This window comes from Bifidobacterium pullorum DSM 20433 (genome assembly GCF_000771405.1).
GTDB lineage: Bacteria > Actinomycetota > Actinomycetes > Actinomycetales > Bifidobacteriaceae > Bifidobacterium > Bifidobacterium pullorum.
Map to the genome: position 1 here is coordinate 205,331 of NZ_JDUI01000007.1, position 13,882 is coordinate 219,212.

The 13,882-nt window shown below is 64.6% G+C and carries 12 protein-coding genes; 2 read left to right on the top strand and 10 right to left on the bottom strand.

The features are described 5' to 3' along the window. Positions 1-49: 49 nt before the first annotated feature. The 8 genes from pyrH to OU11_RS04485 all read right to left on the bottom strand — a co-directional run bounded on the left by pyrH (position 50) and on the right by OU11_RS04485 (position 7,966). A complete protein-coding gene (pyrH, locus tag OU11_RS04450; protein WP_033514685.1) occupies positions 50-796 on the bottom strand; it encodes a UMP kinase in 747 nt (248 codons plus the stop codon). A gap of 84 nt (positions 797-880) precedes the next feature. Further along, positions 881-1,354, bottom strand: coding sequence for a PH domain-containing protein (locus OU11_RS04455; RefSeq protein ID WP_033514686.1), 474 nt, complete (start codon positions 1,352-1,354; stop codon positions 881-883). A gap of 180 nt (positions 1,355-1,534) precedes the next feature. Beyond that, complete coding sequence (gene tsf / locus OU11_RS04460) at positions 1,535-2,386, bottom strand: translation elongation factor Ts (RefSeq protein WP_033514687.1); 852 nt, start codon at positions 2,384-2,386, stop codon at positions 1,535-1,537. Between the two features lie 74 nt (positions 2,387-2,460). Next, positions 2,461-3,282, bottom strand: a complete 822-nt coding sequence (rpsB, locus tag OU11_RS04465; RefSeq protein ID WP_033514688.1) for a 30S ribosomal protein S2 — start codon at positions 3,280-3,282, stop codon at positions 2,461-2,463. A 262-nt stretch (positions 3,283-3,544) separates the two neighbouring features. Next, positions 3,545-4,027, bottom strand: coding sequence for a peptide deformylase (locus OU11_RS04470; protein ID WP_033514689.1), 483 nt, complete (start codon positions 4,025-4,027; stop codon positions 3,545-3,547). Positions 4,028-4,054: 27 nt separating this feature from the next. Beyond that, complete coding sequence (locus OU11_RS04475; protein ID WP_052122623.1) at positions 4,055-6,157, bottom strand: AMP-dependent synthetase/ligase; 2,103 nt, start codon at positions 6,155-6,157, stop codon at positions 4,055-4,057. Between the two features lie 63 nt (positions 6,158-6,220). Next, positions 6,221-6,703 (bottom strand): Rv3235 family protein, encoded by a 483-nt coding sequence (locus OU11_RS04480; RefSeq protein ID WP_052122624.1) that lies wholly within the window; start codon positions 6,701-6,703, stop codon positions 6,221-6,223. 138 nt (positions 6,704-6,841) lie between these two features. Further along, a complete protein-coding gene (locus OU11_RS04485) occupies positions 6,842-7,966 on the bottom strand; it encodes a GuaB3 family IMP dehydrogenase-related protein (protein WP_033514690.1) in 1,125 nt (374 codons plus the stop codon). Positions 7,967-8,103: 137 nt separating this feature from the next. Between OU11_RS04485 and OU11_RS04490 the strand changes: the two genes are divergently transcribed. Together OU11_RS04490 and OU11_RS04495 are read left to right on the top strand one after the other, a co-directional pair. Beyond that, positions 8,104-9,321, top strand: a complete 1,218-nt coding sequence (locus tag OU11_RS04490) for an NADP-dependent isocitrate dehydrogenase (RefSeq protein ID WP_033514691.1) — start codon at positions 8,104-8,106, stop codon at positions 9,319-9,321. A gap of 145 nt (positions 9,322-9,466) precedes the next feature. Continuing rightward, positions 9,467-11,035, top strand: a complete 1,569-nt coding sequence (locus tag OU11_RS04495) for a substrate-binding domain-containing protein (protein WP_033514692.1) — start codon at positions 9,467-9,469, stop codon at positions 11,033-11,035. Positions 11,036-11,162: 127 nt separating this feature from the next. Here the strand turns inward: OU11_RS04495 and OU11_RS04500 are convergent, their stop codons facing one another. Next, a complete protein-coding gene (locus OU11_RS04500) occupies positions 11,163-12,977 on the bottom strand; it encodes an AMP-dependent synthetase/ligase (protein ID WP_033514693.1) in 1,815 nt (604 codons plus the stop codon). Positions 12,978-13,036: 59 nt separating this feature from the next. Then, positions 13,037-13,567: a M23 family metallopeptidase gene (locus OU11_RS04505; RefSeq protein ID WP_223224094.1), complete on the bottom strand. Its 531-nt coding sequence runs from the start codon at positions 13,565-13,567 to the stop codon at positions 13,037-13,039. Positions 13,568-13,882: the final 315 nt, after the last annotated feature.

Genomic DNA, 13,882 nt, shown 5'->3' on the forward strand with positions numbered 1-13,882 from the left:
CTCCTTGTATCGGTATTGGGTTCTTGGTACGGCTGTGCGGATGGCGTCGTCAGTCGACGACCGTGGATTCCGCGGTGGACACCAGGGTGCCGATCTCCTCGCCCAGCAGGGCGCTGGTGACGTTGCCCTCGCCTTCGAGACCGAAGACACGGATGCGCTTCTTGTTGTCACGCGCCATCGACAGCGCGGAGGCGTCCATGACGGCGAGGTTGTCGACCAGGGCACGGTTGTAGCTCAACGTGGCGAAACGCTTGGCGTTCGGGTCCTTGCGCGGGTCGGCGGTGTAGACGCCGTCGACGCCGTTCTTGCCCATCAGCACCTCGTCGCAGTGGATCTCCAGCGAACGCTGGATCGACACGGTGTCGGTGGAGAAGTACGGCATGCCGGCACCGGCGCCGAAGATCACCACACGACCCTTCTCCAGATGGCGGATGGCCTTGAGCGGGATGTACGGCTCGGCGACCTGGCCCATCGTGATGGCGGTTTGCACGCGGGTGGCCTGCCCCTCCTGCTCGAGGAAATCCTGCAGGGCCAGGCAGTTCATCACCGTGCCGAGCATGCCCATGTAGTCGCCGCGGGAACGGTCGATGCCGGCCTGCTGGAGTTCGGCGCCGCGGAAGAAGTTGCCGCCGCCGACCACGATCGCCACCTGCACGCCCTGCTGCACGGCGGGAACGATCTCCTCGGCGATGCGGCGCACCACAGATGTGTCAATGCCGACCGCTCCACCGCCGAAAGCCTCGCCTGAAAGTTTGAGAAGCACCCTACGCGGGTTATCGCTGACGTCTCCTGTCATCGGGTATCCTTTCTTGGATTCCGTCGGAAGTTACCGTCTTCCCAGACTATCCGCAAAACGCGACACGTGGCGTACCGACACCCGTCAGGCCACATCGCCTTCGAAATCGCCGTCCGCGCCGCCAAAATCGCCGTCCATGCCGCCGAAACCGCCGTCGAAGCCGGGTCCGGGCATACCGCCGGGGGCGTCGCCGCCGATGAACTCGCGTGTGGTCATGCCGTTCATCCGGCGCGAATCATCCACGGCGCCCTGCATGAGCTCACGCACGCCGAACCCGTCAATGATGTTGATCAGCTTGACCACGCCGTCTCCGGAGGAGCTGTCGTGCGTGTTCAACACCAGCGTGGACATGCCGAAGATGCGCTGCAGGAAGGTGCGTTCCACGGAGATGTCGACGATGCGGAACAGTTTGATGAGATTGAATTTCTCGTTCAGGATGCCCGTCTTGATCGACAGCTCCTGATCGGTCAGCGTATAGACCGTGAACGTGAACGGGGTGCGGCACCAGTTGCGCTTGCGCTGGGTCCACAGTACGTTGCCGCTCGCCACCTTGACCATAATCGATTCCTTTCGTCAAGTCATACAGCGATGACTCCAGCTTAGGGCATACGCGGGCGTTCCCCCGTCATCGCACCGCCGCAGGTCCCGACGCCGCGAACGGGATGCGCCCGAAAACGCGAAGGGTCCATACCCCGAAGGGTATGGACCCCGAACGGATCAGGTCATCCGGCTATAGGCTCACGCCTCTTCGCCCTTGCCGACCTCGACGCGGGCGAACGCCAGCGCCTGGCCGCCGACTTCCTTGAACAGGTCGCCGACGGACTTGGACGGATCCTTGACGAACGCCTGCTCGAGCAGGACGTTCTCCTTGTAGAAGGCGTTGAGACGGCCCTCGACGATCTTCGGCACGATCTTCTCCGGCTTGCCCTCGGCCAGGGACTTCTCGGTGGCCACGCGACGCTCGGACTCCACGACCTCGGCCGGGACATCCTCACGGGTCAGCCACTGGGCGCCCATGGCGGAAATCTGCAGGGCGGCCTCGTGGGCCACGGCGGCACCGGCCTCGTCGGTGGCGATCATGGCCACGATGCTCGGCGGCATCTCGACGGACTTCTTGTGGGCGTAGATCTCCACATGCGGGCCGGCGATCTTGGCGAACTGGCCGACCTTGACATGCTCGCCGAACAGGGCGGCGGCCTCCTCGACGGCCTCCTTGACGGTGCCGTTCTCGGCGGCGCCGGCCAGCAGGGCCTCGGCGGAATCGGCGTCGGCCTTGACGGCGTAGCCGAGCACGGTGTCGGCGAACTCCACGAACTTCGGGGTCTTAGCCACGAAGTCGGTCTCGGAGTTCAGCTCGACCGCGTAACCGGTCTGGCCGTTCGCGGACTCGACGACGGTGGAGGCGATGGTGCCTTCCTGGGCCTTGCGGCCCTCGCGCTTGCCGGCGGCCTGGATGCCCTTGGCGCGGATGATCTCCTTGGCGCGAGCGACGTCGCCCTCGGCCTCGGTCAGGGCCTTCTTGACGTCCATCATGCCGGCGCCGGTCTCTTCACGCACCTGCTTGATCAGAGCTGCAGTGATTGCTGCCATTGGTTTTGTCTCCTCTGAAAACTGTTTGATTCGCCCCACGATGGGAGGCGTGCACCTCCCATCGTAAAGGAAACTCACTCGGCCTTGGTCTCTTCGCCCTGAGCGTCAGCGGCGGGGGCCTCGGCGGTGTTCTCCTGGGTCAGGAGCTCCTTCTCCCACTCGGCCATCGGCTGCTCGGACTCGCCCTCGGCCTTGGTGGCCTTGCCAGAACGCTCGAGCAGGCCATCGGCCACGGCGTCGGCCATCAGGCTGGTCAGCAGCTCGATGCCGCGGATCGCGTCATCGTTGGCCGGGATCGGGTACTCGACCTTCTCCGGATCGGTGTTGGTGTCGACGATCGCGATGACCGGGATGCCCAGCTTGTGGGCCTCCTCGACGGCCAGCGCTTCCTTGTTGATGTCGACGACGAACATCGCGGAAGGAGTGCGGTTCATGTTGCGGATACCGCCCAGCTGCTTGGCGAGCTTGTCCTTCTCGCGCTCGAGCAGGAGCAGCTCCTTCTTGGTCAGGCCGGAGCCGCGCACATCGCTGAAGTCCATCTCCTCAAGCTCCTTGAGGCGGGCGACGCGCTTGGACACGGTCTGGAAGTTGGTCAGCATACCGCCGAGCCAGCGCTCGGAGACATACGGCATGTTCACGCGGGTCGCCTGCTTGGCCACGGCCTCCTGAGCCTGCTTCTTGGTGCCGACGAACAGCACGGTGCCGTTGTGAGCGACGGTCTGCTTGATGAAATCGTACGCAGTGTCGATCATGTCGAGCGACTTGAACAGGTTGATGATGTGGATGCCGTTGCGCTGGGTGAGGATGTACTGCTTCATCTTCGGGTTCCAGCGGCGGGTCTGATGGCCGAAGTGCAGGCCGGCCTTGAGCATTTCGCTCATCGTGATCTGAGCCATGATATGACTACCTTTCATTGTCGGTTCTTGCCTGGCCATGCGCACCTGCGTGCAATCCCGAAGGACCGACCGACACAGGCCGTCGCGGACATGGCGCGAATTGGTGTGTGCCGGTAGACGATATTGGGTGGTTCGCCCCGCCTGCGACCGCGGGACTCACCGGGTGGCACACGAGGTCAGATGATAGCACAACGCCCCGCCATCCGATGGATGACGGGGCGACGCCCGAAGGCAGCCCACGAAGAGCACGCCGGCTCTTCGTTTAACGGCTGCCGCGCATCATGCGCATGGCCTTGCGGCGTTCGTCCTTTTCCAGACGATCGATGTAGACATGGCCGTCCAGATGATCGCATTCATGCTGCAGCATGCGCCCCATGATGCCGGTGCCCTCCAGCACGATGGTCTTGCCGTCCAGGTCGATGCCCCGCACTCGGGCGTAGTCGGCGCGCTTGGTGCCGTACCACAGCCCCGGCAGCGACAGGCAGCCCTCGTCGCCGTATTGCTCCCCGCGGGTCTCCTCGAGAACGGGGTTGAGCACATAGCCGATCTTGCCGTCGATGTTGTAGGAGAAGGCGCGCAGGCTCACACCGATCTGGTTGGCCGACAGGCCCGCCCTGCCCGGATCGTCGACCGTGTCCAGCAGATCCTGCACCAGTCGGCGCACGGCCGGCGTGATGTCCGTAATCGGATCGCACGGCGTACGCAACACGGGATCGGGCACTACACGAATCTCACGAATCGCCACAACGTTCTCCTTCGTTCTCGTCGAACTTCACTCGTCTCGGTCGGTTTCCACGTCGGCGGGCTCGCCGCCGTCGGGTTCATCCTCGACGGATGCGACGTCGGACTCCGCCTGCTGCCGACGAATCTTCTCGGACACGCTAGCAAGCGAATCCGACATGTTGGTCCTGGCCTGATCGATGGCCTGGCGCATCTTCGGCGTCATCGTCTCCGAGGCCTGCTTGACGCTCTCCGAGGCCTGCTTGACCGTTTCGGACGCCTGACGTACCGTCTCCGTGGTCCGGTCCAGGATGCGCACGGTGGCGGGAATCGGACGGGCCGGGTTCTTCGGCGCATACAGCACGTCCTCGATCAGATCGGAGTACCGCTGCAGCACCTTGGGACGCACCACCTTCATGCTCGGCGTCAGCGTGCCCTCCTCCTGGTTGAAGTCATGATCCAGGATCTCGAACTTGCGCACCGATTCGGCACGGGAGACATTGGCGTTGGCCTGGTCCACGTACTGCTGGACGCAGGCGCGCACCGCGTCGTTCCGCGCGGCCTGCGCGCCATCCATCGTGGCGTCGAGTCCCTGTCCCTCCAGCCACGAGCGCAGCATCTCGTCGTCCAGCGCGATCAGGGCGGAGACGAACGGCTTGTTGTCGCCGACGATGACGCTGTGGGAGACGATCGGGCAGGTGTTGATGATGTCCTCCATCGGCGCGGGGCTGATGTTCTTGCCGCCCGCGGTGATGATGATGTCCTTCTTGCGCCCGGTGATGTACAGGAACCCGTCGTCGTCGATGCTGCCCAGATCGCCGCTGTGCAGCCAGCCGTCCTCCTCCAGCACCTCCGCGGTGAGGTCGGGCTGTCCATAGTAGCCGAGGAACACGTTCGGCCCCTTGATCATCACCTCATCGTCGTCGGCGAGCTTCAGCGCGATGCCCGGGCCGGGGCGTCCGGCGGAGCCGACACGATTCGCATCCTCGAAGTTGACCACGCAAGGCGCCGCGGTTTCGGTCATGCCGTATCCCTGGATGAAGGTGATGCCGTCCATGCCGTTGAAGAAATGCGCTAGATCGGCGTTCATCGGCGCACCGCCGCAGGCCAGGTACTTCAGATAGGGGCCCAGCGCGGAACGGACCGACGAGCCGACGGCCTTCATGAAGAAGGCATGGCGGAGCCGTTCGGTCACCGGGTGCGGGACGTGCGCCATCTCGTCCTTGGACCACTGGGTGAAATGCGCGACCGCCTTGGCGAAGATACGGCCTCGGATGCCCGCGCCCGCCTTCTGCGAAGCGGCGTTGTAGACCTTCTCGAACACGCGGGGGACGCCCAGCAGATACGTGGGCTTGAACCCCCGCAGGTCGGCCAGCAGATGATCGGCGTTCGGGATGTAGCCGACGACGCCGTTGGCCCCGATCGCCACGTACTGGATGTAGCGGGCGAAGCAGTGCGCCAGCGGCAGGAACAGCAGCAGGCGGCTGGGCTGGTAGAGCATCTCGTCCAGCACGTCGTATCCGGCGTACACGATATGGACGAAGTTGCGGTGCGACAGCATCGCCCCCTTGGGACGCCCGGTGGAACCGGAGGTGTAGACGATCGTGGTCAGGTCGTCGGCCTTGACACGGGCGATGGCGCGATCGAGCTCCCCGTCGTCGATCGATGTGCCGAAGTCGGCGACCGCATCCAATCCGTTCGCCTCGAAATTGAACACGTATTTGAACCCGTCATGCTCGTCGCGCAGCCGTTCGAGCGTCTGGGTGCGACGGTCGCCGCCGGCGAACGCGATGACCGGCTCGACATCGTTGACGATGTTCTCCGCCTGCGCGGCGGAATCGGTCTCATAGATCGGCACGCTGACGGCGCCGATGGCCGCGCAGGCGAAATCGACCACCCCCCAGTCGTAGCAGGTGGGCGCGTATACGACGATCATGCAGCCGGGACGCACTCCCAGCGCCATCATGCCCTTGGCCACGGCACGCACCCGTTCCAGCATCTGCGCCGCCGTGACGTCATGCCACTGGCGCGACTCGTCCTGCCACTGGGCCACAACGCCCTCGGCATCCCGTTCCGCGCGCCTGGCCAGCAGCGCGTAGATGGTGTCCTCTTCGGTGGTTTCGTGGATGAGCTCCACTGCAAATTCACGCAACATGCCATATATCTTAGTGCCGCTCGCCACCTTCGCGGGTATCGGAGCGTCCCGGCGCGGGAGCAGTCACCCGATGTCGGCGACGGTGCACATCCAGCGGCCGCCGATGCGCCTGAGCACCAGATTCGCCCATCGCTGCGTGCGGCCGATCGTCAGGTACGCGCTCAGTTCCAACGTGGTGGCGCTGACGAACATGCCGATGAGCTTGTGCGGCACGACAGGCAGGAAACGCAGCCGGTCCTCCGGACCACGATGGCTGCGGACATGGTCCTGCATCAGTTGCGCCAATGTCTCCAGCCGCTGCAGGCACTCGCCCGTGACCCGCCGCTGCAGCATGGCCGTCGTCTGGCGCCCGCGGATGACATCCGTGCACATGCACACCAGCCAGCACGACGATATCGCCAGGGAGCGGCTCTGCTCCGAGGTGATGCCGTCCGCAAGGCATCGGACGATATGGTACGACACCGGCTCCTTCGACAACTCGATGTGGATGATGCCGTCGTCGCTGACCACCCCTCGTGTGATCTCATGCCCGCCGTCACTGTTCATGATGCCCCCTTGCCGTCCGCGGATACGGCCGCATCGCCGCCCCGCCCCAATGCTTACAGCTTCACCACAGCACAAAAACAATCACCCCGCAAGGATGCGGGGTGAAAATGTGGATAAGTGGAGAACCGGGGTGCCCGATCAGTCCTTCCGATGGGCGTTCACGGCCACGCCGCAGCGTTGGAAGCTCTTGAGGTCGACGTATCCGGTGGAGGCCATGGCACGGCGCAACGCGCCGATGAAGTTCGTGGTGCCGTCGGCCTGATGGCTGGGTCCGAACAGGATCTCCTCCAACGTGCCCACGGTGCCGACATCGGTGCGGAACCCACGGGGCAGGGTCTGGTGCCGGGCTTCGGCGCCCCAGTGCATGCCCCGCCCCGGCGCCTCCGTGGCGCGGGCCAGCGGCGCGCCGAGCATCACGGCATCCGCGCCGAGCGCAAACGCCTTGATGAAGTTGCCGGAGGTGCCCATGCCGCCATCCGCGATCACCTGCACGTACCGGCCGCCCGACTCGTCCATGTAGTCGCGACGGGCCTCGGCCACATCGGCGATGGCCGTGGCCATCGGGGCTTCGACGCCGATCGTGGTGCGCGTCGCGGAGACGGCGCCGCCGCCGAAACCCACCAGCACACCGGCCGCGCCGGTGCGCATCAGATGAAGGGCGGCGGTGTAGTTCGCGGCTCCCCCGACGATGACCGGCACGTCCAGGTCGTAGATGAAACGCTTGAGGTTCAGCGGCTCATGCGTGTTCGACACATGCTCCGCGGAGACCACGGTGCCGCGGATGACGAACAGGTCCACGCCTGCGTCGACGACGGTGGAGTAGAACTGCTGGGTGCGCTGGGGCGAGAGGGCACCGGCGACCGTGACGCCCGCGTCACGGATCTCATGCAGGCGCCGGGTGATCAGTTCGGGCTTGATCGGCTCGGCGTACACCCGCTGGATCGCGCGGGTGGCCTCGTCCGCGGGCAGCGACGCGATCTCGTCGAAGATCGGTTCGGGATCCTCGTAACGGGTCCACAATCCCTCCAGGTCCAACACGCCCAAGGCGCCCAGACGCCCCATGGCGATCGCCGTGGCGGGGCTGGTCACCGAATCCATCGGCGCCGCCATGACCGGCACGTCGAACTCGTAGGCATCGACCTGCCAGGACGTCGACACGTCGCCGGAGTCACGGGTGCGGCGGGACGGGACGATCGAGATGTCGTCGAGCGCGTAGGCAAGACGCCCCTTCTTGCCCAGACCGATTTCAATTTCCTGAGACATGCTTCCAAGGCTAATGCTCAGGCGGGACTCGATCGCGTAGGCGGGACACGGTGTCAACATCGTGGACAAACCCGACGCGCATCATGAGCTTGCGATATGACTGGAACCGTTGTCAAGCATCGCAAGAGGAGGAGCCCATGTCCAAGATCAAGGTCGAAGGCACGATCGTCGAACTCGACGGCGACGAGATGACCCGTGTGATTTGGAAGCAGATCAAGGATCGTCTGATTCTGCCGTATCTCGACGTCAACCTGGACTACTACGACCTGGGCATCGAGAACCGCGACGCCACCGACGACCAGGTGACCATCGACGCGGCCGAGGCCATCAAGCGGGAGCATGTCGGCGTCAAATGCGCGACCATCACGCCGGACGAGGCACGAGTCGAGGAATTCGGCCTCAAGCGCATGTGGAAGTCCCCCAACGGCACGATCCGCAACATCCTGGGCGGCACGATCTTCCGCGAGCCGATCGTCATCTCCAACATCCCCCGCCTGGTTCCGGGATGGACCAAACCGATCGTCGTGGCCCGCCACGCCTTCGCGGACCAGTACAAGGCCACCGATTTCAAGGTCCCGGGTCCCGGCCGGCTCACCGTCACGTTCACGCCACAGGACGGTTCCGAACCCATCGAGCATGTGGTGTTCGACTACCCCGGTTCCGGCGTGGCGCAGGTGCAGTACAACCTCGACGATTCGATCCGCGGCTTCGCGCGCGCCTGCTTCAACTATGGCCTGATGCGCGGCTATCCGGTGTACCTGTCGACCAAGAACACGATCCTCAAGGCCTATGACGGCCGGTTCAAGGACATCTTCGCAGAGGTGTTCGAAACCGAATACCGGCAGCGGTTCGAGCAGGAGGGGCTCACCTACGAGCACCGCCTCATCGACGACATGGTCGCGAGCTCGCTGAAGTGGCACGGCGGCTACGTGTGGGCGTGCAAGAACTACGACGGCGACGTGCAGTCCGACACCGTCGCGCAGGGATTCGGCTCGCTGGGGCTGATGACCTCCGTGCTGATGACCCCGGACGGCCAGACGGTGGAGGCCGAGGCCGCGCACGGCACCGTGACCCGCCACTACCGCCGTTGGCAGCAGGGCGAGAAGACGTCCACCAACCCGATCGCCTCGATCTATGCGTGGACCGGCGGCCTCAAGCACCGCGCCAAGCTCGACGGCACGCCCGAGGTCGAGCACTTCGCCAAGACGCTGGAACAGGTCATCATCGCCACGGTGGAATCCGGCCGTATGACCAAGGATCTGGCGATGCTGATCGGGCCCGACCAGCCGTGGTTGGACACCGACGGGTTCATGGATGCGTTGGACGAGGAGCTGGCGAAGGCGCTGCACGGCTGACCGCCTGCCCGTCCGGAACGAACATGGCGGAACAGACCGCCGCTGACGTTGACGCCCGGAACACGGATTTCGACCGTGTCCGGGCGTCGCTATGAAACGCCCACTACAATCGGGGTACAGAAGGTGTACCACGGCAAATGAGGTGATGATGCTACGCAGACAGGTCCTCGTCCGTCTGACGGCGACGGCGGCGATCCTCTCGCTGATGCTCCCGCTGTCGGGTTGTTTCGCACGCCAGGAGGCGCAGCCCCCGCAGCAGGAGGAACCCGAGACGGGGGTCGTCGCCATATTCACCCCCGCCGATGGACTGACCATCTCGCAGCACACCCCGCTGAACAAATGGCAGGAGCTGACGCCGGAGATCTCCGAGGCGCTGCAGGATCGGGGATTTGGTCAGGAGGACATCCATATCCACACCTCCGACGACCTGAACCGCCAAAGCCGCGATCTGCAGGACTATGTGGTCGATGCGCTGACGCCGGGCGAGGACGATCCGAAGGCGGCGGACATCACCCTGGTGGTGGCGCCCGCCGCGGAGACGGGCGATGCCACGCGCCAGTATGGCGACTATGTCTCCGGACGCATCGTGTGGCATGACGATGCAGGAGACGAGGATGCCGACCCCTCGGACGGGGAACGTTCCGAGGACGAGACCAGGTACGTCCAGGCCGCCCAGCGCATGGTCACCACGCTCGACCTGGCCCGCGAGGCCGGCATGACCATCGTCCTGCTGTCGAATGCCATCGAAGGATTCGCGCCGGACGCGTTCGTCCAGATGTCCGACGCGGAACGCATCGGCACCATCCAGGCGCAGAACATGGTCGACAAGCTCAACCTCGACGCCACAAGCGTGGACAACCCCAAATCCATCGAGGTGCTGCTGCCCTTCGACGCGACCACGGATGGACAATCCGACGATGGCGATTCCTCCGACGAAGCCACGCAGACCGATCAGCCCTCCGACGAGTTCGCGGCGGCCGCGTTCCGCGGCGTATGGACCGTGCTGGCCCCGTACTTCAAGGACGGCAGGGCGGTATGCCCCTCGGGGAAGCTGACCGCCGAAACCACCGCCGACGACTGGCGAAGCGTGGCGTTCGACGCCTCCGACGAGAACGGGATCAGAGCGGAGCTGACCGCCCGGCTGAACATGGATGATGACAAAGACGGCCACACCCGCATCGACGGCGTCATCGCCATGAACGACTATGTGGCCTCGGTGGTCACCGACCAGTTGTCCGAACTGGGGTACGTGGGCACCTCCGCGGACATCAACCCCTCGATCACCATCTCGGGGATCGTGGGCAACATCACCGGCAGGAAGGACATCACCAAACAGCTGGTGCCCGACCCCATCAAGGCCCCCGAAGAGACCGAATCCCCCGACGACGAGAAGGACATCGAACAGATCAACTCCCGCTGGCCGATCGTGACCGGGTACGGGGCGTATCGCGACATCATCCCCGGAATCGTCGACGGTCAGCAGTGGATGACCGCGTTGGAGGACCGACTGGCCATCAGCAAGGATATCGCCGAGGTTTGCGCACGGCTCGACGCCGGCGAGCCGCTGGACGCGATCGATGGCATCGGCACTACGGATATGGAAGGCGAGAAGGTCCCCACGCTGACCGAGCCGCTGGTGGCGGTGAGCGCCGGCAACCTCAAGGAGGCGCTGATCGACCCCGGCTACATCACCCTGGCGGACGCCGGCCTGTAACGAAGCCGCACCCGGCCATCCGCAACCCATCCGGGGTGGCGAGCCATAGGAACCACCGCGAACGATGATTGGGAGGGACCCGCACAGGTCCCTCCCAATCATCGTCGTCGCTCCGCGTTGCGCGGATTCAGCGCTTCACCGGAGCGTAGATCACGGTATCGATCAGGTCGCGGTAGTGTTCGGTGACCGCCTGGCGACGGGCCTTCATGCTCGGGGTCATCAGACCGTTCGCCTCGGTGAATTCGTCGGGCACGATCTCGAACTTGCGGATCGACTCGGCACGCGAGACCAGCTCGTTGGCCACGTTGACGGCGCGCTCCACCTCCGCGCGGACGATCGGATTGGCGGCGGCGGCCTCAAGGTCCGCCACGGGTTCGGCCCCTTGGGAGCTCAGCCACAGGTTGGTCTCACCCAGATCCAATGTGATGATGGCCGCGACGAACGGCTTCCTGTCCCCCACCACCACGCACTGGCTGACCACGGGCGATGTCATGACCGAAGCCTCCATGGCGCCGGGTGAGACGTTCTTGCCGCCCGCGGTGATGATCAGATCCTTCTTGCGTCCGGTCAAGGTGACGAATCCGTCGTCGTCGATCGAACCAAGGTCGCCGGTGTGCAGCCACCCATCGACGATCTGCTGCTCGGTGAGTTCGGGGTTGTTATGGTACCCCTTGCAGACCGCCGGGCTCTTGATGCACAGTTCGCCGTTCTCGTCGATGCCCATCGTCACGCCCTCCAACGGCAGGCCGATGGTGCCGATCTTGTAGCCGACCGTCGGGTTCACGCTCGACGGCGCGCAGGTTTCCGTCATGCCGTAGCCTTCGAGCAGCGGCAGGCCCACGCCGTTGAAGAAATGCGCGATGGAGATGTCCAATGGCGCGCCGCCGGACACGGCGTATTCCACGTTGCCGCCGAACACGTCCATGATCGTGGAGTAGACGAGCTTGTCGTACACGGCATGTTTGATGTTCAACGCCACGGGGATGCCGTTGCCCGACTGCTGCGCCTTGGACCATTCGCGGGCCACCACCGTGGCGTCCGCGAAGATGCGGCCCTTGAGCCCGCGGCCCGCCTTCTGCGAGGCCGCGTTGTAGATCTTCTCGAAGATGCGCGGCACGGCCAGGATGAAGGTCGGCTTGAACGCGCTGAAGTCGGCCAGGATCGTCTTCAGGTTGCTGGACAGGCCGAGCGTGACGTTGCCCGCGAAGCAGAAGAACTGCATGTATCGGGCGAAGACGTGGGCCAGGGGCAGGAACAGCAGCAGACGACGGTTCGGCTTCATCGCGATGTCCGGCATGGACTGCACGCCCGAATAGGTGATGAACACGAAGCTGCCGTGGGTCAGTTCGATGCCCTTGGGCACTCCGGTGGATCCGGAGGTGTAGACGATGGTGGCCAGATCGTCGCCGCCGATGGCGCGCTCGCGCTCGTAGAATTCAGCGTCGCTGACGCTGCGGCCGTATTCCTGCAGCGTTTCGATGGCCCCGCGGTCGATGACGTACACGTCGTTCAGATTCGGGCATGCGCCGCGCACCGACTCGATCTTGTCGCGCTGCTCGTCGTTCTCGGCGAAGGCCATGCGGACCTGCGCGTCGTTGAAGATCATCTCCACCTGCGCCGGCGAGTTCGTCTCATACACCGGAACCGTCAACGCGCCGATGGACATGATCGCCATATCCAGGGCGGTCCACTGCCAGCAGGTGTGCGAGATCACGGAAACCGAATCGCCGGGCATCACGCCGCGGGCGATCAGCCCCTTGGCGAGGGAGACCACCAGATCCTTGAACTCGGTGGCGGTGAACGACTGCCACCGCCCCTGGGCATCCTTGTACTCCACCAAGGAATCCTGCGGGGTACGCCTTGCCCGTTCCTCCAGAATGGAGAACAGGTTGACATTGCTATCGATCGGCTCCTGCAACGGCCGGGTGTATTCCTTGTCCATGTCACTCCCTGACGATGAAACGCTGACATATGGATTGTACTATGGGACAACCCCATAAGTTACGATTCCGTAACCATCTTCAGCACGATTTTGCGCAATCCCGTCCGTGCCTGCGGATCCAGGTATGCGTCGCTCCCGTTCCGCAACCCCCAGTGGACGCATGTCCCGTCGCAGTGATCGGATGCGCCCGCCACATATGCGAACCGATCGCCTTGCTCCACGCCGCTGCCGACCGGCAGATCGGTTTCAGCAGGCTCGAAGGTGGAGGTCAACGCCCCGTGCCGTATCGTGACCACGGACTTACCCGCCACCTTGCCGGCGAAGGCGATGACGCCGTCGGCGGGCGCGAGCAGCGTCTCGCCGTCCGACGCCGCCAGATCCACCCCGCGATGCCCCGGGTTCCACGGCTGCGGGGGTGGGTCGAACGCCTCCGTGACCTTCGGCGCGGACACAGGCCAGACCATCGTCGCCCGGCATCCCCTGTCCGATGCCGTATCGCCCCGCGCGCGGGTCACGGTGCGGTACGGCATCAGCGTCAACGCCGCCACGCACAGCACCGCCACACCGCCGACCAGGCATATGCGCGCCATCCCCCGCGCGCGTTCCCTCAGCCGCCGGATGAGATATCGCCGCCGCCGCATCCGTCCGTCATGACCGTCATCCATGGTGTCCCCCATTCGCTTGCCCTCCCCGTATCCAGTGTGCCGTCCCACGGCGGGAACGTCCAGAATCCACGGGGAATGTGGTCGAACGATACCGGGTTATCCACCGGATGCGGCACCGTCCCTCACACAGGCGACACGCCGAAGTTGCACTCGTGTCATTTACGGCTATTCTTAATTTCTTGTGCGCGGCAGTTCGCCGGGCATGCAGTATTCCTGCGTAGCTCAGTTGGCAGAGCATCC